At 73.3% G+C, this 19,528-nt stretch carries 18 protein-coding genes; 11 read left to right on the top strand and 7 right to left on the bottom strand.

The window, feature by feature from the left end; translation table 11 throughout:
• The first annotated feature begins 59 nt into the window (after positions 1-59).
• Entirely contained in the window at positions 60-1,649 is a 1,590-nt protein-coding gene (locus tag C6361_RS32495) for a glycosyltransferase family 4 protein (RefSeq protein WP_107271320.1), read from the top strand.
• On the opposite strand, the gene C6361_RS32490 is transcribed toward C6361_RS32495, so the two are convergent.
• Positions 1,646-1,861 carry a hypothetical protein gene (locus tag C6361_RS32490; protein ID WP_107270070.1) on the bottom strand — a complete coding sequence of 72 codons (216 nt, stop codon included), beginning with the start codon at positions 1,859-1,861 and terminating at the stop codon, positions 1,646-1,648. The two genes, C6361_RS32495 and C6361_RS32490, sit on opposite strands and share 4 nt — an antisense overlap.
• A gap of 137 nt (positions 1,862-1,998) precedes the next feature.
• Here C6361_RS32490 and C6361_RS32485 point away from each other — a divergent pair, with 137 nt between their 5' ends.
• Both C6361_RS32485 and fbaA read left to right on the top strand, forming a co-directional pair.
• Positions 1,999-2,379, top strand: coding sequence for a phage holin family protein (locus tag C6361_RS32485; RefSeq protein ID WP_107262624.1), 381 nt, complete (start codon positions 1,999-2,001; stop codon positions 2,377-2,379).
• 229 nt (positions 2,380-2,608) lie between these two features.
• The gene (gene fbaA, locus C6361_RS32480) at positions 2,609-3,637 is read left to right on the top strand and encodes a class II fructose-bisphosphate aldolase (RefSeq protein WP_107262625.1); all 1,029 of its coding nucleotides are present in this window, start codon (positions 2,609-2,611) and stop codon (positions 3,635-3,637) included.
• Between the two features lie 91 nt (positions 3,638-3,728).
• Here the strand turns inward: fbaA and C6361_RS32475 are convergent, their stop codons facing one another.
• A complete protein-coding gene (locus C6361_RS32475; RefSeq protein WP_234359152.1) occupies positions 3,729-5,009 on the bottom strand; it encodes an LOG family protein in 1,281 nt (426 codons plus the stop codon).
• A 352-nt stretch (positions 5,010-5,361) separates the two neighbouring features.
• On the opposite strand from C6361_RS32475, the gene C6361_RS32470 reads away from it, so the two are divergent.
• On the top strand, positions 5,362-5,790 hold the full coding sequence (locus C6361_RS32470) for a DUF3151 domain-containing protein (protein WP_107262627.1): 429 nt from the start codon (positions 5,362-5,364) through the stop codon (positions 5,788-5,790).
• Positions 5,791-5,896: 106 nt separating this feature from the next.
• On the opposite strand, the gene C6361_RS38560 is transcribed toward C6361_RS32470, so the two are convergent.
• Positions 5,897-7,888 carry a chromosome partitioning protein gene (locus tag C6361_RS38560; RefSeq protein WP_369931467.1) on the bottom strand — a complete coding sequence of 664 codons (1,992 nt, stop codon included), beginning with the start codon at positions 7,886-7,888 and terminating at the stop codon, positions 5,897-5,899.
• Positions 7,889-8,791: 903 nt separating this feature from the next.
• The gene (locus tag C6361_RS32460; protein WP_107270068.1) at positions 8,792-9,787 is read right to left on the bottom strand and encodes a hypothetical protein; all 996 of its coding nucleotides are present in this window, start codon (positions 9,785-9,787) and stop codon (positions 8,792-8,794) included.
• 126 nt (positions 9,788-9,913) lie between these two features.
• Here C6361_RS32460 and C6361_RS32455 point away from each other — a divergent pair, with 126 nt between their 5' ends.
• From C6361_RS32455 to C6361_RS32440, 4 genes are all read left to right on the top strand, one after another.
• The gene (locus C6361_RS32455; protein WP_107262630.1) at positions 9,914-11,212 is read left to right on the top strand and encodes an adenylosuccinate synthase; all 1,299 of its coding nucleotides are present in this window, start codon (positions 9,914-9,916) and stop codon (positions 11,210-11,212) included.
• 54 nt (positions 11,213-11,266) lie between these two features.
• A complete protein-coding gene (purD, locus tag C6361_RS32450; RefSeq protein WP_107271318.1) occupies positions 11,267-12,556 on the top strand; it encodes a phosphoribosylamine--glycine ligase in 1,290 nt (429 codons plus the stop codon).
• Between the two features lie 187 nt (positions 12,557-12,743).
• Positions 12,744-13,367, top strand: coding sequence for a hypothetical protein (locus C6361_RS32445; RefSeq protein WP_159079591.1), 624 nt, complete (start codon positions 12,744-12,746; stop codon positions 13,365-13,367).
• Between the two features lie 117 nt (positions 13,368-13,484).
• Positions 13,485-14,429, top strand: coding sequence for an endonuclease/exonuclease/phosphatase family protein (locus C6361_RS32440; RefSeq protein ID WP_234359151.1), 945 nt, complete (start codon positions 13,485-13,487; stop codon positions 14,427-14,429).
• A 67-nt stretch (positions 14,430-14,496) separates the two neighbouring features.
• On the opposite strand, the gene C6361_RS32435 is transcribed toward C6361_RS32440, so the two are convergent.
• The 3 genes from C6361_RS32435 to C6361_RS32425 form a co-directional block, all read right to left on the bottom strand.
• Positions 14,497-16,086, bottom strand: a complete 1,590-nt coding sequence (locus C6361_RS32435) for an AMP-binding protein (RefSeq protein ID WP_107270066.1) — start codon at positions 16,084-16,086, stop codon at positions 14,497-14,499.
• An 11-nt stretch (positions 16,087-16,097) separates the two neighbouring features.
• The gene (locus C6361_RS32430; RefSeq protein WP_107270065.1) at positions 16,098-17,312 is read right to left on the bottom strand and encodes an acyl-CoA dehydrogenase family protein; all 1,215 of its coding nucleotides are present in this window, start codon (positions 17,310-17,312) and stop codon (positions 16,098-16,100) included.
• Between the two features lie 73 nt (positions 17,313-17,385).
• Entirely contained in the window at positions 17,386-17,838 is a 453-nt protein-coding gene (locus tag C6361_RS32425; protein ID WP_107262635.1) for an SCP2 sterol-binding domain-containing protein, read from the bottom strand.
• A 98-nt stretch (positions 17,839-17,936) separates the two neighbouring features.
• Between C6361_RS32425 and C6361_RS32420 the strand changes: the two genes are divergently transcribed.
• The 3 genes from C6361_RS32420 to C6361_RS32410 all read left to right on the top strand — a co-directional run bounded on the left by C6361_RS32420 (position 17,937) and on the right by C6361_RS32410 (position 19,513).
• Positions 17,937-18,584, top strand: coding sequence for a TetR/AcrR family transcriptional regulator (locus C6361_RS32420; protein ID WP_107262636.1), 648 nt, complete (start codon positions 17,937-17,939; stop codon positions 18,582-18,584).
• Between the two features lie 186 nt (positions 18,585-18,770).
• On the top strand, positions 18,771-19,154 hold the full coding sequence (locus C6361_RS32415) for a winged helix-turn-helix domain-containing protein (protein WP_107270064.1): 384 nt from the start codon (positions 18,771-18,773) through the stop codon (positions 19,152-19,154).
• Positions 19,151-19,513, top strand: a complete 363-nt coding sequence (locus tag C6361_RS32410; protein ID WP_107262638.1) for a hypothetical protein — start codon at positions 19,151-19,153, stop codon at positions 19,511-19,513. Before C6361_RS32415 ends, C6361_RS32410 begins: the two co-directional genes overlap by 4 nt.
• Positions 19,514-19,528 lie beyond the last annotated feature (15 nt).

The following is a 19,528-nucleotide window of genomic DNA, read 5'->3' as shown; positions in this document are numbered from 1 at the left end:
GCCGAACGATGACGCCGGACGATGCCGGGGCGGACCGCCAGGTGCGGGGCCGGATCGTCATGCTGGTCGACAACGGCGTCAACGGGGACTCCCGGGTGCAGAAGCAGGCCCGCTCGGCGGCGGACGCCGGCTGGGAGGTGATCCTGCTCGGCCGGTCGCCGACCGGGGCGCCGCAGGGCTGGCAGCTCGGCGGGGCGCAGGTCCGGCTGCTGCCGATGCCCGAGCCGCTGTTCCGCAAGCGGCACCAGTACCGGCGTGCCTGGCTGCGCTGGCCGTTCGGCTATCCGCCGAACGGGATCGCCGAATACCGGGCCCGGCAGGTCGACGCCTGGCGGGCGGACCTGCGGTTCCGGGGCGCGCAGCTCGCACTCGCCGCCCGGGCCGGTCGGCGGGACCGGGCGGCGGAACTCTGGCTCCGGCTCCGGCTGCTGCTGGCCGCCCTGGCCGGCCGCTGGGTCTGGGTCCGGACGAAGATGCACAACCGCGGCCTCCACGCCCGCCGCTACCGCAACCCGTGGGACCGGGCGTACACGTTCTGCTGGCAGTTGACCATGGGCGACGGTGCCTGGCGGCGGCTCGAACCGGGGCTCTGGGACTACGAGCTGGCGTACGGGCCGGTCGTCGACGAGCTGGCGCCGGATCTGATCCACGCCAACGACTTCCGGATGCTCGGGGTGGGCGCCCGGGCCAAGATCAGGGCACAGGCCGCCGGCCGGCCGGTCAGGCTGGTCTGGGACGCCCACGAATTCCTGCCGGGCATCCGGCCGTGGCAGCCGAACATCCGCTGGCTGCCCGCGATGCGGGCGCACGAGCGCGAGTACGCGCGGTACGCCGACGCCGTGGTCACCGTCTCGGACGCGCTCGCCGACCTGCTCCGCGCCGAGCACCGGCTCGCCGAGCAGCCGGCGGTGGTGCTGAACGCGCCCGCCGCCGAGCACGCACCGACCGGGGTGGACGGAGCCGTTCCGGACCTGCGGCAGCGCTGCGGGATCGGGCCCGACGTGCCGCTGGTGGTCTACAGCGGCAGCGCCGCCGAGCAGCGCGGCCTGCGGACCATGGTCGACGCGCTGCCGGAGCTGCCCGGGGTGCACACCGCCCTGGTGGTCAACCCCGACCTCCAGTACGTGCGCAAGCTCGTCGCGCACGCCCACCGGATCGGTGTCGCCGACCGGGTGCACGTGCTGCCGTACGTCGCGCACTGGCAGGTGGTGCCGTTCCTCTCCGGCGCGGACGTCGGGGCGATCCCGATCCACCACTGGCCCAACCACGAGATCGCGCTGATCACCAAGTTCTTCGAGTACGCGCACGCCCGGCTGCCGCTGGTGGTCAGCGACGTACGGACGATGGCCGGTACCGTCAGGTCGACCGGGCAGGGCGAGGTGTTCCGGGCCCGGGACGTCGCCGACTACGCCCGCGCGGTCCGGGCGGTGCTGGCGGACCCGGGGCGCTACCGGGCCGCGTACGACCGGCCGGGGCTGCTGGCGGGCTGGACCTGGGCGGCCCAGGCCGAGATCCTCACCGGGATCTACCGCCGGCTGCTCGCCGAGGCGCGGCAGCCGGTCTCCGGGGCGCGGGAGCCGGCCGAGCCCTCCGGCCCGTCGCCGACGGTGCCCGGGAGCGCGGCGGAGTTACCGGTGCCGGCGGCTTAGCGGTAGTCGTCGTCGTCGGAGCCGACGACCTGGGCCTGCTCCACGGCGTCCCACTCGTTGACCTCCAGCCCGCGCTGGACGGCCGGCTGCTCCTCGACGTTCGGGTCCGCGACGGTCGCCTGCTCCAGCGCGTCCTCGGCCGGCGCCTCCGGATCGCGCTCGTCCGGGGTGAGGTGGTCGCCGGGAGCGAAGTCCTCGTCGGGCTGGCCCATGTCCTACTCCTGCCGGTCGGTGCCGCTGTTTTTCACCGTACGGGTTGATCGGGCGACCCGTACCCGGAGCACCGTGCCCGGTCCCGAAGCGGGCTAAACCGCCCGTCCGGCCCCGGGTCGCGTGCCACGATGATGCGGTGGGCTTCCTGATCCGGCTGGTGATCAGCGCGTTGGCGCTCTGGATCACCAGCCTGGTGGTGCCCGGTATCGAGCTGACCGGGCGGACCACCGCGGACGACGCGCTGACCGTACTCGTCGTCGCGTTCATCTTCGGGGTGGTCAACGCGGTACTCAAGCCGATCATCCGGGTCGTCGGCTGTGTCTTCTACGTGCTCACGCTGGGATTGTTCGCGCTGGTCGTCAACGCGCTGCTCTTCCTGCTCACGGACTGGATCGCGCAGGTGTTCGACCTGCCGTTCCAGATCGACGGCTTCTGGCCGGCCTTCTACGGAGCGATCGTGATGGCGGTGGTGAGCTGGTTGCTCGGCGTGGTCTGGCCGGGCCGGCCCGAACGCTGAGCCGGGGCCGGGTGGGTTGAATTGGCGCGAGCGGACTACGGGATACTTCGGGGCGGAGGACAGCGCGGTCCGGGCGCACCCAGCGAGTCTTTTCCCACCTGAGCCGCGCGGCGCCCGCGCATCGACCCTCACCCGGGGACCAAACCACGGGCCGCGAGGGGAGGTGGGAAAGAGGTTCATCCAGACAGCGGCCGAGCAGGCCGAGAGTGGTTAGTAAGGAGCGTTTCACATGCCCATCGCTTCCCCCGAGGTCTACGCCGAGATGCTGGACCGCGCCAAGGCGGGCCGGTACGCGTACCCGGCGATCAACGTGACGTCCTCGCAGACCCTGAACGCGGCGCTGCGCGGCTTCGCCGACGCGGAGAGCGACGGCATCATCCAGGTCTCCACCGGCGGCGCGGAGTACCTCTCCGGCCCGACCGTCAAGAACATGGTGACCGGGGCGGTGGCGTTCGCCGCGTACGCCCGGGAGGTGGCGAAGAACTACCCGGTCAACATCGCGCTGCACACCGACCACTGCCCGAAGGACAAGCTCGACAAGTTCGTCCGGCCGCTGATGGCGATCTCCAAGGAGCGGGTGGCCCGGGGCGAGGAGCCGCTCTTCCAGTCGCACATGTGGGACGGCTCCGCCGTGCCGGTCGCGGAGAACCTGGAGATCGCGTCGCAGCTGCTCGACGAGGCGGCGGCCGGGCACATCGTGCTGGAGATCGAGGTCGGTGTGGTCGGCGGCGAGGAGGACGGCGTCGAGAACGCGATCAACGAGAAGCTCTACACCACCGTCGAGGACGGCATCGCCATGGTCGACGCGCTCGGCCTCGGCGAGAAGGGTCGCTACATGGCGGCGCTGACCTTCGGCAACGTGCACGGCGTCTACAAGCCCGGCAACGTCAAGCTCCGCCCGGAGATCCTCAACGAGATCCAGCAGGCGGTCGGCGCCAAGTACAACAAGGGCGACAAGCCGCTCAGCCTGGTCTTCCACGGCGGCTCCGGCTCGCTGCTGGAGGAGATCCGCGAGGCGCTCGACTACGGCGTGGTGAAGATGAACATCGACACCGACACGCAGTACACCTTCACCCGGCCGGTGGCGGACCACATGTTCCGCAACTACGACGGCGTACTGAAGGTCGACGGCGAGGTCGGCAACAAGAAGCAGTACGACCCGCGGGTCTGGGGCAAGGCGGCCGAGGCGGGCATGGCGCAGCGGGTCGTCGAGGCGTGCGAGCACCTGCGCTCGACCGGTACGACGCTGGCCAAGTAGTTTCCGGCACTCCATCCCGGCGACGGGTGGGCCACGGTCGGCGATCTGTGAACCGGCCAGCCCACCCGCCCCGGGCTGCGGCCCTGCGCCGCTATCCGGCGGCGGTGAGCAGCCGGACGGCCTCGTGCACGTCGTCGGTGACGTAGACCGAGCGGGCCAGGTCACCGGCGGGGGCCAGCGCCAGCAGCGGCCGGAGCAGCGCCTCGATCGGCAAGGTCTGGGTCCAGAACGCGCTGTCCAGGAAGACGTACGGCCCGCTGTCGCCGTCGGTGCCGTAGAACGTCTTGGTGGCCGCCTGGAACACCTCCTGCACGGTGCCGGCCCGACCGGCGGCGAAGACGATCCCGCCCCGGGCCAGCCGGAGGATGGTGTCCTCCCGGATCGCGTTGGAGAAATACTTGGCGATCCGGCCGGCGAAGAGGTTCGCCGGTTCGTGCCCGTACAGCCAGGTGGGGATGGCGAGCCCGCCGCGCCGGGCCCAGCCGTCCGGGTCGACGTCCCGCTTCCCGTTGCCGTTGCCGCTCCCGCTGCCGTTCCCGTCGCCGTTCCCGGTTCCGTTGCCGTTGCTGGTGCGGGGCTGCGGTATCGCCGGCCCGAACCGGGCCCGTACCCGCAGCGCGACCGCGGTGTAGGGATCGTGGTCGGTGAAGTCCGGCGCGGTGGCCAGCAGGTCGATCGCCGAGCCGAGGTCGGCCGCCGACCGCTCGGAGAGGTAGGCGCCGAGGTTGGCCGCCTCCATCACCCCGGGACCGCCGCCGGTCACCACCAGCCGGCCGGCCCGGGCCAGCTCCCAGCCGAGCGTCGCGGCCAGCCGGTACGCCGAGGTGCCGCGCGGTACCGCGTGCCCGCCCATCACCCCGACCACCGAACCCGGACCGTGCCGGGCCAGCCAGGAGCGGGTGGCGTCGGTCAGCGCGTTGTCGACGGCGTGGTCGTGCAGCCGCTGGGCCAACGCCTCCCGCAGTTCCGGCAGCGCGCCGCCGTGCGCCCGGAAGTGCTCGTAGACCACGGTGTCGTACATCCCGGCGAAGCCGCCGGTGTCGAAGCCGGCGGCCAGCTCGTCGGCGGTGTAGAGCCGGGACGGATGCGTCGGGTACGGCAGTTCCGTGAACGCCGGTACCACGGTCGCGCCGCGCCGGACCAGCTCCGCCTCCACCTCCCGGGACACGAACCGGCACCCGGCGAAGAGGGTGCCGGTCAGGTCGACCTCGGCCAGGTCCGGCACCGGATCGAGATCCAGCCGGAGCCCCTGCACGGTCAGGCCGGCGAGGCTGCCGCCCCGGAGATGGAGATCCAGTTCCTCGCGTGACTCGATCTCGTCGGCGGTGTCGTCGTGCGGTTCGAGCACGTCGGCGGGGGGTGGGGTGGGCACCCTGCCATCTTGCCCCGGCCGGGCAAGCCGGCCCGCCTCGGACCCGTCGCGGCCGGTGTCGCAGGGCACGGAGACCCCAGCCGGGTTCGACCGGTGAGCCGGGGCGCGGCGTGCACGACGGGGCGGCCCGAGACCGGCGAGAGCCCGACGGCCCCAGACCGGCGAGAGCCCGACGACACAGGTCGCCGGGCTCTCTGTTACCGGGTCCTGGGGAGGCTCCGGATCTCTATTTGTAGTCCAGTCCCGCCCGTACCGCACCGGCCGCACGCGTGACAGATCACTCAGCCTTTCAGCCAGCCAACGTGACATACCCCGCTCGCCGACCCAGCTGGCGGCCGGGTTGAATGGTCCGATGCAGAACCTCTTGCCCGAACCGCCGGCCACCCTCCTGCCCGGAGACGACGAAGCCGAGGCGGCGCTCGCCGCCGCGCGGGCGGCGGACACCGACGAGGCGTACGCCTCGGCCGCCGCGCAGCACCCGACGTTCAGCGCCGCCTGGGCGGCCCTGGCCGCGCGGGCCCTCGACTCCGGCCAGGTCGTCGCCGCCTACGCGTACGCCCGCACCGGTTACCACCGGGGCCTGGACCAGCTCCGCCGCAGCGGCTGGAAGGGGCACGGGCCGGTGCCGTGGAGCCACGCGCCGAACCGGGGCTTCCTGCGCTGCCTGCACGTGCTCTCCCGGGCGGCCGGCGAGATCGGCGAGTCCGACGAGGCGGCCCGCTGCGCGCAGTTCCTCCGCGACTGCGACCCGGCGGCCGGTGACGCCCTCTCCGGCAGCTGACCGGCACCGGTCCGGCGTCGGCGGCCGGGCGGCCACCTGACCCGCTCCCGGCCGTCGGCGAGCCGCCGTGACCGGAGTCGTCGTCGACCGGTCGTCGTGACCGGGGTCAGAGCCCCTCGGCCACCGAGGCGGCGATCTTGAGCCAGGCGTCGCGGGTCGCGGACGAGAGTCCGGCGTAGCGGATCGGCTCGCCGGTGTCGATCAACCGCTCGTACGGTGCCAGCAGCACCGCCCTGGTGCGGGCGGCGAAGTGCCGCTCGATCGCCGGCAGGTCGATCTCCTTGCGGGACGGCGGCATGGAGACCACCGTCACCGCCTGCCGGACGAGCCGCTGCCGGCCGCTCTGCTCCAGGTGGTCGAGCATCCGGGCGGCCGTCTCGGCGGAGTCGTTACGGGCCGACATGGTCACCACGAGCTGGTCGGTGGCGTCGATCGCCGCCTGCCAGTTCTGCGCCCGGACGTTGTTGCCGGTGTCCACGAAGATCAGCTTGTAGAACCGGCTGACCACCTCGCGGATCTCCGCGAAGGCGGCGGCGGTGAGCATCTCGCCGCCGGTCGCCGACTCGTCGGAGGCGAGGACGTCGAACATGCCCTCGCTCTGCGACCGGACGTACTGCGACAGGTCGCCGACCCGGCCGTGCGCACCCTTGAACTGGTAGAGGTCGCGCAGCATGTCCCGCACGGTCCGGGAGTGGAAGTCCTGCTGGGCCCGCATGCCCAGAGTGCCCTGGGTCTCGTTGTTGTCCCAGGCCAGCACGTACCCGCCGCGCTTCTGCCCGAAGGTCATCGCCAGCAGCAGGATCGCCACGGTCTTCCCGGCGCCGCCCTTGGGGTTGACGACGGTCACCTGCCGCAGCCCGCCGAAGTTCCGGCGGATCATCTCGATGTCCTGCTTGATCTCCTGCTCGTGCCGTCCGGGGGCGAGCTTCACCAGCCCCAGCGTGGTCTTGTTGACGGCGGCGCGCAGCCCGGTCTGCGCCACGGGGTCGGCGGGGCGTACCGCCCGGCGCCGGGCGAAGTCCTCGGCGGTGGGGGTACCGGAGTCCGGTGTCCAGAGCGGGTCGGGGTAGGCGTTGACGGGTTGCGGTGGCATCCCCTGCACCCCGGCCGACTCGGCGTACGGCTGCTGCGGCACCTCGGTCACCCCGGGGTGCGGCGGTACCGGCGGCACCGGCGGTGGTGCCCAGCCGGACTGCGGGCCGGGTACCGGTGGCGGCGGCGGATAGCTCGGGTAGCCGGGCTGGCTCGGATAACCCGGCGGACCGTGCTGGTCCGGTGGCTGCGGCGGGTAGGCCGGGTGCGCCGGCACCGGAGGCGGTAACGGCGGCTGCGGCGGTACCGGCTGCTGGGGCGACGGCGGCGGCGGGTAGGCCGACACCGGACGCACCGCCGCCGAGTACGGGCCGGGCGCCATCGTGGGCGGGTACGGGCCGACCGGCGGCGCGGCGCCGCTGACCGGACCGGGGCCGGGACCGGAGACGGGCTGCGGCGGTACCGGCTGTGCTGCCGGTACCGGCGGTGGTGGCACCGGTGCTGCCAGCGGTGTCGGGACGCCGTGCTGCGGGCCGACCGGTCGCTGCGGCGGCTGTGCCCACGGTGACTCGGCCGGCGGCCGGGCCGGCCCGCCGTCCGGCTGGCTCCGGCTGGTGGCCGGCAGCGTCGCCCGGCCACGGGCCGGTTCGGCGGCACGGACGCCTTCTGCCTGCTCGGCCGCTTCGCCGGCCCGGGCACCTTCCCGCTGCTCGGTCGGCTCGGCCTCCGGCTGGCCCCCGCCCGCCTCGACCGCTCCCGACGGCGCCGCCGGGCCGCTCTGCGGCGCGCCGGACTCGGCGCCCCCGGCACCCTGCCCGCCGCCGCTCGCCGCGCCGCCGACCGGAATCACCCCGCCGGTGGAGGTCGGGCCGCTGGTCGGGGTCGGGCCGCTGGTCGGGGCGGAGCCGTTCGTCGGAGTAGCGCCGCTGGCCGGGTGGGTCCCGCCGGTCGGGTTCGTCCCGCTGACCGGCTCGGTGCCGCCGGCCGGGACGACCGGGGCCGCTCCGCTCACCGGGGCTGCTCCGCTCACCGGGGCCGCTCCGCTCACCGGGGCCGCTCCGCTCACCGGGTTCACCGTCGCCTTGCCGGCGGCCGGAGCGACGGACGCCTTCCCGGCGGACGGGCTCACCGGGTTGACCGCTGCCTTGCCGGCGGCGGGGTTGACGCTCGCCTTGCCAGCGGTGGGGCTGACGCTGGCCTTGCCGGCGGCTCGCGGCTCGGCCGTACCGGTGCCGCCGGTGCGCTCCTCGCCGGTCGTCGCCGGCCGGTCCGGGGACTCCGGCCGGGCCCGGCCGACCGCGTCCGGGCCACCGGCCTGCTCCGGCCGGCCGGTCGCGTCCGGGCGACGGATGTCACCGGTACCGACCGAGGCCCGCCCCTGGTTGCTCGGGGCGACCGTCGGCCAGACCCGGGTAGGCGAGTGCACCGGCGTCTCGGCCGCGCCGCCGTGCGGCGCCGGACCCGGTGGCGGCGCCGGCACCGGCGGAACCGGCGGGTGCATCGGTACGGCGGTCACCGGCGGGACCGGTGGCGGAACGGCGGTCACCGGCGGAACGGGCGGTGGTACGGGTGGCGCGGGCGGGATCGGCACGGGGCCGAACGATGGCGGGACCGGCGGCACCGGTACCGCGGGCGGCGGAGCGGGTGGTGGGGTGGACTGGTAGGGCTGGTGCGCGACGGGCTGCGGAACCCCGGCCATCGGGCCCGGCGGGGTCGCGTCCGGTGGCGGCGGTGGAGTCGGCGCCCAACTGATCGGATTGGACTCGTCGCGCGGCTCGGCGACGATCTCGTCCGGCGGCCACAGCGGCTCGGCCTCCTGCGGCGCTGGCGGCACCTGGCCCGGCACGTACACCCGGTCTCCATGATTGTTCACCACGACCTACCTACCCCCCTCCCACACCCGAGGATATGCCCGCCGATCGGCCTCGGGCCGGGCACGAAGGTCCCACCTACAGCCTTCCACAACAGATCAGTGGTCGTACACCGCCCATGCCCCCGGCTCGATCCACCACGATCGCTTCCGGTCGAGGGTCCCCGTTACCCCGTCGTCCAGGAACGGAACCTCCGGATCCCTAGGCGCGACCGCGACCGCACGGCCACGCGCCCGCCGTACCTCGAGGCGTACCTTCCGGCGGCCCCAGCGGGACCGTTCGGTCACCGGTACGGCCACCGCCACCTCGACCGTGCCGTCGGCCGGGTCCGCCGTGGACAGCAGGCGCACCCCGCCCAGTTCGGCGTAGCCGCCCGCGTTGCCGATCGCGCAGGCGAAGAGCGGGTCGTCGCCGGCCGACAGCACAATGTCGTCCACCTCCACCCGGCCGTGCCAGGCCAACGGGGTACCCGCGTCGTTGGCGGCACCGAGCAGCACGCCGTCCAGGGTCACCGAACCGCCGTCGTTGCGGAGCAGGTCGAGGCGGCGTACCCGACCGTCGAGCACGGCCGCGGCGACCGCCGCCGGTTCGCGGGGCAGGCCGAGCTGCCCGGCGAGGTCCCGGGGCGGACCGGACGCCGCCGACCGGCTCGGCTCCAGTGGCAGTACGCCGATCGCCGGCAGGTCGGGCACGGTCCGGTTGCCGGCGAGGTCGGCCGGGCGGCGGCTGGGCGGCGGGGCGTACCGACGGACCAGCCGACGCATGACGGCGCGTAACTGTGCGTCACTCGCTGTAGCGACGACGAGCCGGGTCTTGTCGTCCGGGTCGGGCCAGTCGAGCCCGTCCGGTCGGGGCGGACCGTCCAACCGGGCCAGTACCGCGTCGATCTCCCGATCCGACCGGGCGGTCACCGTCTCCACCCGGGCGCCCCGCTCGGTGAGCGCGTCGGCGCAGGCCAGTACCGGTACCCGTGGGGTCTCCGCGCAGCTCGCCCGGTCGGGGGCCGCGGCGGACGAACAGCAGTCGCCGCCCGCGCCGCAGCCCGTCGGGGTGTCCTCACCCCGGGCGAGGGTGAGCAGTACCACGTCGTACACCGGGAGTCGCCTCCTGCCGCCAGCCGGCCTCTGCCGGCCGGGTCGTCACTTTTTGTTAGCCTGACACCTCGGGCTCGCCACGCGGTCGCCACCTGGCACCCGAGCCCCCTGGAGGCGGGTTTAGAGATGCCGGCGATCGTGCTCATCGGGGCGCAGTGGGGCGACGAGGGCAAGGGCAAGGTTACCGACCTGCTGGGTGACCGGGTCGACTACGTCGTCCGTTACTCCGGCGGCAACAACGCCGGGCACACTGTGGTGACCCCGGACGGGCAGAAGTACGCGCTGCACCTGATGCCGTCGGGCGCGCTCTCGCCGAGCGCGGTGATCGTGATCGGCAACGGTGTGGTGGTCGACCCGAAGGTGCTGATCTCCGAGATCGACGGCCTGGCCGAGCGGGGCGTCGACGTCTCCCGGCTGCGGATTTCCGGCGACGCGCACCTGATCATGCCGCACCACCGGGCGCTGGACCGGGTCGTCGAGCGCTACCTCGGCTCGTCCCGGATCGGCACCACCGGCCGGGGCATCGGCCCGGCGTACGGCGACAAGGTGGCCCGGATGGGCATCCGGGTGCAGGACCTGCTCGACCCGGGCATCCTGCGCAAGAAGCTCGAACTCGCGCTGCGGGAGAAGAACCAGATCCTCTTCAAGGTCTACAACCGCAAGGCGCTGGACGTCGACGCGGTGACCGAGGAATACCTCGGCTACGCGGAGCGGCTGCGGCCGTACATCGCGGAGACCCGGGTGATCCTCTGGGACGCGCTGGACCGGGGCGAGACGGTGCTGCTGGAGGGTGCCCAGGCCACCATGCTCGACATGGACCACGGCACGTACCCCTTCGTCACCTCGTCCAACCCGACGGTCGGCGGTGCCTGTGTCGGCTCCGGCATCCCGCCGATGGCGATCAACCAGGTGATCGGGGTGACGAAGGCGTACACCACCCGGGTCGGGTCGGGGCCGTTCCCGACCGAACTCTTCGACGACAACGGCGCACACCTGCGCAAGGTCGGCGCCGAGTACGGCACCACCACCGGCCGGGAGCGCCGGTGCGGCTGGTTCGACGCGGTGATCGCCCGGTACGCCGTCCGGCTCAACGGCATCACCGACCTGGTCGTCACCAAGCTCGACGTCCTCTCCGGGCTGGAGAAGGTGCCGATCTGCGTCGGCTACGAGATCGACGGCGAGCGGTACGACGACATGCCGATGACGCAGACCGCGATCCACCACGCCAAGCCGATCTACGAGGAGCTGGACGGCTGGTGGGAGGACATCTCCAAGGCGCGGTCGGAGGCGGAGCTGCCGGAGAACGCCCGCCGCTACGTGGCCCGGATCGAGGAGCTGTGCCGGGCCCGGGTCAGCGTGGTCGGCGTCGGCCCCGGCCGGGACGAGAACGTCGTCCGGCACGAGTTGATCTCGGCCAGGAGCTAGGCACTTCCGGCCGGGAGCGAGCGGTTCCGGGCCGGACCCGTAGGATCGGTGGCCGTGCGCGTACTACTTCTCGGTGGCGGCGGGCGGGAGCATGCTCTGGCGCTCGGCCTCGCCGCAGACCCGGCCGTCGACCAGTTGATCGCCGCACCGGGCAATCCGGGCATCGCGGCGCTGGCGGAGCTGCGCCCGGTGCAGGCCACCGATCCGGCGTCGGTCGCGGCGCTCGCCGTCGAGGTCCAGGCCGACCTGGTCGTCGTCGGTCCGGAGGCGCCGCTGGTCGCCGGGGTCGCCGACGCGGTACGCGCCAAGGGCATCGCCTGCTTCGGCCCGTCCGGCGCGGCGGCCCGGATCGAGGGCTCCAAGACGTTCGCCAAGGACGTGATGGCGGCGGCCGGGGTGCCGACGGCCCGGGCCCGGACGGTCGACAACCCCGGCACCGGGATCGGGTCGGCCCTGGTGGGGCAGGCGCTCGACGAGTTCGGCCCGCCGTACGTGGTCAAGGACGACGGGCTCGCCGCCGGCAAGGGCGTACTGGTCACCGAGGACCGGTCGGCGGCACTCGACCACGCCGCCGGGTGTGGCCGGGTCGTCGTCGAGGAGTACCTTGCCGGGCCCGAGGTGTCGCTCTTCGTGGTCACCGACGGCGAGACCGCGCTGCCGCTGCTGCCGGCCCAGGACTTCAAGCGGGTCGGCGACGGCGACACCGGGCCGAACACCGGCGGCATGGGGGCGTACGCGCCGCTGCCGTGGCTGCCGCCGGGCACCGTCGACGAGGTGATGGCCACGGTGGTCGGGCCGACCCTGGCCGAGCTGCGGCGTCGGGGCACGCCGTTCAACGGGCTGCTCTACGTCGGGCTGGCCATCACCCGGCACGGGCCACGGGTGATCGAGTTCAACGCGCGGTTCGGCGACCCGGAGACGCAGGTCGTACTCCCGCTGCTGGAGACGCCGCTCGCCGGCCTGCTGCACGCGGCGGCCACCGGCACGCTGGCCGCGCATCCGCCGCTGCGCTGGCGGTCCGGTGCGGCGGTCACCGTCGTGGTCGCCTCGGCGGGCTATCCGGGTACGCCGAGGACCGGTGACGTGATCACCGGCGCCGAGCGGGCCGGGATCGTGCACGCCGGCACCGCACGCCGGGACTCCGACGGCGCGCTGGTCTCCGCCGGGGGTCGGGTCCTCGCCGCTACCGGCCTCGGCGCCGACCTCGACACGGCCAGGGCCGCCGCCTACGAGCTGGTCGCCGGGATCGACCTGCCGGGCGGGCACCACCGGACAGACATCGCGGCGCTCGCCGCGACGGGCCGGCTCACCGCACCGGACCGGGTCGGGTCGCCGACCGGCTGACCGGGTCGACCGGGTCCGCCCGCCCGCGCGCCGCCGCCCGCCCGCGCCGGGCCGGTCGCGGAATTGGGCGACGGGCGTCCGTTCCGGCTCGGCTGGCACGAAACCGTGATTCACCGGTCGCCCGTGGTTCCCTACCGTGGGACCGACCCCGGCGGTCGTCCCGGGGACCAGCGACGGAGGAGCGACCATGCACAGGTACCTGACTCGGGCGGCCGTGGTCGCCCTCGGCGGCGCGATCGCCGTCGCGACGACCGGCTGCGGGACGCCCGGGAACCGTGGTCCCACCCCGGCCACCTCGGCCCCGGCCGCCGATGGGAGCGCGGGTCTGGGCAGCGTGCCGCCGGCCGGCTCCACCGCGCAGCCGGGCCCGACCGGCAGCCCGGCCGGCCAGGCCGGACAGCCCGGCGGCGGCAACCCCGGTGCCGGCAATCCCGGCGGCGGGAGCAGCGGCGGCGGCAACCCCGGCGGTACGAAGGAGAAGAAGCCGGCGGGTCCGACCATCGTCTACTACCGGATCAAGCAGAAGCCGCAGTGCGACCAGGGCACCAACGTGAACCGGGTGCCCGGCCTTCCGGTGATCCTGGAGTGGAAGGTGACCGGCGCCGACCGGGTGACCATCTCCGTCGACGGGCCCGGGGTCTACGACAGCTACCCGGCCGTCGGCACCGCGACGATCAACTTTCCCTGCGGCGACGGGCAGCCGGGTGGGTACGTGCAGCACACCTACCAGCTGCGTACCGTCGGCGGCGGCGAGGTGCGCTCCAAGACGGTGAGCGCCTCGGCCCTGGTGCACGAGATTCCCCAGGTCTGAGCCGGCCGTCCGGCCCCCACCGTCCTCTTCGGACGTCCCCTGTGTACGGCCGGTGACGCGAACCCCCGTGATCCGTTATCCTCGCCGACATCGATTCGATGATCATCAGGAGGGGCGATGCGGTTTCGACGGGGGCTCGCGACGTTCGCGGCGGCGGTACTGGCCATGGTGCCGGCGGTGGTGCTGTCGGCTGCCGCGCCGGCATCGGCTGGCGAGGTGAACGCCAGCTACAACGTCTGGACCTGGAACGTGGCCGGCTGGAAGATGCACCGGGGTGCCACCGGCAACGGGCTGATCACCGTACTGGCGAACTCGATCCGCAACCGCAAGGCCGACTTCGCCGCCCTCAACGAGCTGTGCTGGAGCCAGTACAAGGCGGTGCAGTCCAACCTGCGGGCCTCGGGCTGGCCGGCGGCCGTGGAGAACTTCTCCCGGTTCCAGGAGCACAACTCGACGCACTGCAACGGTGAGCCGTTCGGGCTGGCCATCTTCAGCAGGCAGCCGATGGGTCCGGCCGACCGTTTCCCGCTGGCGCCGGACGGCAGCTCGGAGCGGCGCCAACTGCTCTGTGCGCCGCTGGAGGCCCGTCCGCACCTGCGGTTCTGCACCACCCACATAACCCCGTCGAACGACGTGATCGGCGGCCTCAAGATCAACGAACGGCAGCTCGGCGAGGTGCTGACCGTGGTGGAGAACTACCACGCCGCCGGGGACACCGTGATCATCGCCGGTGACTTCAACGCCCAGCCCGACTACGGCCGGATGAACCCCTGGTACTCCCGCAACCTGGACGTGCCGCTCAACGGCGGCAACCGGGGCGACTACCGGGAGCTGGACGACACCCACGCCGACAGCCCCGGCTACGGCGAGACGACCGTCGCCGACGGCGACACCAGCGGACCGGACGGCCAGGGCAAGAAGATCGACATGATCTTCGTACGCGAGGACCGGATCGTCGGCGCGTACACCGGCGACTCGCTCTCCATCTCCACCGCCTGCGGCGGCGCCTGCTCCGACCACCGGATCCTGATCGGCACGGTCACCGTCCGGGTCACCACCTGAGCCGTCGGCACCTGAGTCGTCGGCCTGCCCCGGGCCCGGCCGTGGACCGCCGAGCGACGGCCGGCGGTCAGGCCCGGTGGTAGCGGCGTAGTTCCCGGGTCAGCACCTTGCCGGTCGCGTTGCGCGGCAGGGCGGGTACGAAGAGCACGTCCCGGGGCACCGAGAACCGGGCGCGGTAGCGGCGGACGTACTCGCGTACCGCGTCCGGGTCGAGCGTCTCGCCCGGGTGCAGCACCAGGTACGCCGCCAGCCGCTGCCCGTACGTCCGGTCCGGTACGCCGATCACCGCCACCTCGCGTACCTGCGGCAGTTCGGCGAGCAGGTTCTCCACCTCGGACGGATAGACGTTCTCGCCGCCGGAGACGATCATGTCGTCGGCGCGGCCGTCGACGAAGAGCAGCCCGTCGGCGTCCAGGTGGCCGAGGTCGCCGGTGTCGAGCAGCCGCCCGCCGGCCGGGTCGCCCCGACCGTCGGTCTCCCGGCCGCCCGTCGTGTACCCCTCGAAGAGCAGTTCGTTGCCGACCAGGATCCGGCCCACCTGGCCGGGTGGGACCGGCTCGCCGCGCGGGTCGACGATCACCAGTCGGGTGCCGTGCGGGGGCCGGCCGGCGGTGGCCGGCGCCTGGCGCAGCTCGGCCGGGGTGGCGATGGCCGCCCAGGAGACCTCGGTGGAGCCGTACAGGTTGTAGAGCACGTCGCCGTAGCGGTCCATGAACCGGGTGGCCAGCCCGCCGGGCAGTGCGGATCCGCTCACCGCCACCACCTCCAGCGGCGGCCGGGTCGCCGGTGGCGGCACCTCCAGCAGCCGCTGCACCATCACCGGTACGGCGAAGAGCGCGGTGCAGCCGTGCCGTTCCACCGCCTCCAGCGCGGCCGACGGCTCGAACCTGCGGTGCAGTACGACGGTGCCGCGCAGCGCGAAGGCCATCTGGAGCGCGGCGTACCCCCAGGTGTGGAAGAGCGGGGCCGCGATCATCATCCGGACCCCGCTGTGCAGCGGGATCCGGCCGATGATCGCGACTAGCGGGCCGAGTCCGTTCGGGGTGGGCCGGCGGGCGCCCTTCGGGGTACCGGTGGTGCCGGAGGTGAGCACGATGGTCCGGCCGTCCCGGCCCGGCGGGTGCAGCTCGCCGAGGGGCGCCCCGGCGACCAGTTCCGGGTACTCCCGCTCGTCGACCCGCTCCACCTCCGCCGGCAGCCCGACCACCCGGTCGAGGAACTCGGTGTCGTGCACCAGCAGTCGGATCCGCTGCTCCTCGGCGACGGTGCCGAGCTGTGCTCCGGAGAGTCCGGTGTTCACCAGCACGATGTCGGCGCCGAGCAGCCCGCCGGCGAGGGCCGTCTCCACCAGGGCGGAGTGGTTGCGGCAGAGCACCCCGATCCGGTCGCCCTCCGCGATGCCGTAGCGGGCCCGCAACGACCGGGCCAGCCGTTCGGCCCGGTCCAGCAGCTCCCGGTAGCTGATCTCGCCCTGCTCCTCGTCGATCAGCGCGATCCGGTCCGGGTCCCGGGCCGCCGCCTGGCGCAGCTCGCCGACCAGGCTGAAGCCCCAGTTCCGCAGCGCGCCGAGTTGCGCCGCGACCCGCCGGGGCGAGCCGGGCCTGAGCAGTCCACGCCGGGTCAGCGTGGTGACGAGGAAGGCGAGGTCCGACGGCAAGGGTGCTCCGATCAGCGGATCTGGCGACCGGAGATGGCCCGGGAGATGACCAGTCGCTGGATCTCCGAGGTCCCCTCGAAGATGGTGTAGATCTTGGCGTCCCGGTACCAGCGCTCGACCGGGTGCTCGCGCAGGAAGCCGGCGCCGCCGAGGATCTGCACCGCCCGGTCGGTCACCGAGACGGCCACCTCACCGGCCTTGAGCTTGGACATCGAGCCCTCGCCCGCGTTGAACGGCCGGTTGTTCCGCCCCATCCAGGCGGCCCGCCAGACCAGCAGCCGGGCGGCGTCGATCTCCATCCGCATGTCCGCGAGCTGGAACGCGATCGCCTGGTTCTCGATGATCGGCCGTCCGAACTGGACCCGCTCCTGGGCGTACGCCAGGGCGTACTCGTACGCCGCCCGGGCCACCCCGATCGCCTGGGCCCCGACCGTCGGCCGGGAGAGTTCGAAGGTACGCATCGCCGCCTGGCTCTTGCCGCGCTGGCCGGAGCGGGCCCGGTCGAGCCGTTCGCGCAGTGCCTCGGGCCCACCGAGCAGGCAGCGGCCCGGCACCCGTACCTCGTCGAGGAAGACGTCGGCGGTGTGCGAGGCGCGCAGCCCGAGCTTCTTGAGCTTCTTCGTCGCGGTCAGCCCCTCGGTGCCGGGCGGCACCACGAAGGCGGCCTGGCCACGGGAGCCGAGTTCGGGCTCCACCGAGGCGGTCACCACGTGCACGGCGGCGATCCCGCCGTTGGTGGCGTACGCCTTCTGCCCGGTCAGCACCCACTCGTCGGTGGCCTCGTCGTAGCGGGCCCGGGTGCGCATGGCGGAGACGTCGGATCCGGCCTCCGGCTCGGTGGTGCAGAACGCCGCCACGGCCGGTCGGTCGGTGTCGCCGTAGCACTGCGGCACCCATTCGACCAGTTGGTCGGGGGTGCCGGAGCCGTAGATGGCGGCGACCGCCAGGGTGGTGCCGAAGAGGGCCATCCCGATGCCGGCGTCGCCCCAGAAGAGTTCCTCGTTGGCGAGCGGCAGGGAGAGGCCGGTCGGGTCGGCCCAGCAGTTCGCGATGAACTCGAAGCCGTACAGCCCGATCTTCGCCGCCTCCTGGATCACCGGCCAGGGGGTCTCCTCGCGGGCGTCCCACTCGGCGGCGGCCGGGCGCACGACCTCGGCGGCGAAGCCGTGCACCCAGTCGCGCAGGTCCCGTTGCTCTTCGTTCAGGTCGAGCGAGAACTCGGTCACGCCGTCCCCTCGTGGGTCGTCGGGTCCGGGGTCCGGGCGCCGGCTCGGCGGCCGGGCCCGGGTGCCGGGGTGGTCAGGCCTTCGGGATGTCGAACAGGTTGGCGATGTTGGCCGCCAGCCCGAGGTCGCCCTTTGCCTTCAGCTTGCCGGTCATGAACATCATCACCGGGTTGGCGCCACCGGAAACGATCTTGAGGAACTCCACCGGACCCATCGTGAGGGTGAGCTTCGGCTCCCGCTGCGGGGTCTCCGAGACCTGGCAGGTCCCGTTCTCGATGACGATCTCGTAGGTGTCGGAGCCGCCGTCGGCCCGCCCGGTGATGGTCCAGTGGATGACCGTGTTGGTGTTGCCGGCCCGGTCGGCCCGGAACAGCGTCGGCATCCGGCCGAACACCGCGTCGAGGACCTTGCCGCGCAGGTCGCCGCTCATCACCTCGGCCAGCTTGTCGTCCGGGGTGGACTTGACGATCTGGGCGAACTGCTTGGGCTCGAGCGAGGCGAAGTTCGCCGGGTCGAAGTCGGTCATTCGAGAGTCCTCCGGGCTGCTGGTGGTTGTCGCTGTTCCGGTCAACTTTATTGGTTACTCACGCGTAACCTTACGCACGAGTAGGTAAGCTCGCAAGGGTGTCGACTCCGCCCGCCTTCCGGCGGTTGCCCCGGGCCGTACGGGAGCAGCAGATCCTCGACGCCGCCGTCAGGATCTTCTCCCGACGCGGCTTCCACGCGGCGAGCATGGACGAGATCGCCGACGGAGCCGGCATCTCCAAACCCATGGTCTACGCCTATCTCGGCTCCAAGGAGGAGCTCTTCACCGCCTGCCTGCACCGGGAGGGGACCCGGCTGGTGGAGGCGATCGTCGGTGCGGTGGTGCCGGACCTGCCGTTCGAGGAGCGGCTCTGGCGCGGCCTGCGGGCGTTCTTCCGGTTCGTCGGGGCGCACCGGGACGGCTGGGCGGTCCTCTACCGGCAGGCCCGGGGCGAGCGGCCGTTCGCCAGCGAGGTGGCGGTGATGCGGAGCCGGATCATCGAGGTGGTCGCCGGGATGCTCGCCCGGGGCCTGGCCGCCGACGGCCGCGAGGTCCGCGGCCCCGAGCTGGAGGTCATGGCGTACGCCCTGGTCGGCGCCTCGGAGTCGGTCGCCGACTGGCTGGCCGACCATCCCGACGCCGACCCGGACGCGATGGCCGGCCGGATGATGGACTTCGTCTGGACCGGCGCCGGCGATCTGCTCGCCGGCCGCTCGTGGCGCCCCCCGGCCGCTCCGACGGACTGACGCCCCTGCCGCCTCGACCGCCTGTCGCTGTCGCCCACGCCGTCGCTCGCGCCCTCGCCCACGCCGTCGCTCGCGCCCGCGCCCTCACCCGCGCCGATTCGCCCTTGACGCCGGCCGCCCTGGGTGTCAGTCTCATCTGACAGGGGGTGTCAGACGAAACTGACACCCGGGAAGGGAACCGGACGCATGGACCAGGCCCCGCCCTCGGGGGAGCAGTTGCTGCGGATGCTCACCGCGCTGGCCAGCCCGCACCGGCTGCGGATCGTCGCGGCGCTCGTCGAGGGCCGCAGCTACGTCAGCCAACTGGCCCGCCGGCTGGGGATGAACCGGCCACTGCTCTACATGCACCTCCAGCGACTGGAGGCGGCCGGCCTGGTCGTCGGCGAGCTGGAGACGGCCCGGGACGGCAGCTCGGTGAAGTACTTCGAGGTGGTGCCCTTCGCGCTGGCACTCACCCCGCAGGTGATCGCCGGAGCCGTCCCGACGCTGGCCGAGGCGGAGCCCGGAGCCGGCGCGACCGGAGGGAACGGCCCGGCAGCGGGCGGATCGGGAGAGGACACGAGCAGGTGACCACACTGTTGGCAGCGGAGCCGGAGATCGCGCGGACCGCCACGGTCGCGTCGGCCGCGCTGGACATCGCGCAGACCGCCACGATCGCCACGGCCGTACTGGGGGTGGCGCTGGTCGCCGTCGTCGGCTTCGTCGGCCTGGGCTTCTACCGGGCCCGGCGGAGCACGGCCGGGGAGGCGGCGTACCGCGCACTGGTCGAACGGGTCGTCGAGGCGGAGACCCGGACGGCGGAGGCCACCGCCGCGACCGCCGAGCAACTGGCCGGGCTCCGTGCCGAGCTGCGCGGCACCCGGGACGAGACGACCGAGGTCAAGCGGCGGCTGGCCGAGTTGGAGCGGCTGCTCAGCCAGATCGGCTGAGCTGTCTGCCGGCGG

Origin of the sequence: Plantactinospora sp. BC1, from assembly GCF_003030345.1 — a bacterium.
Taxonomy (GTDB): domain Bacteria; phylum Actinomycetota; class Actinomycetes; order Mycobacteriales; family Micromonosporaceae; genus Plantactinospora.
The sequence above is the reverse complement of the archived record's forward strand: the minus strand, read 5'-3'. Positions and strand labels throughout refer to the sequence as shown.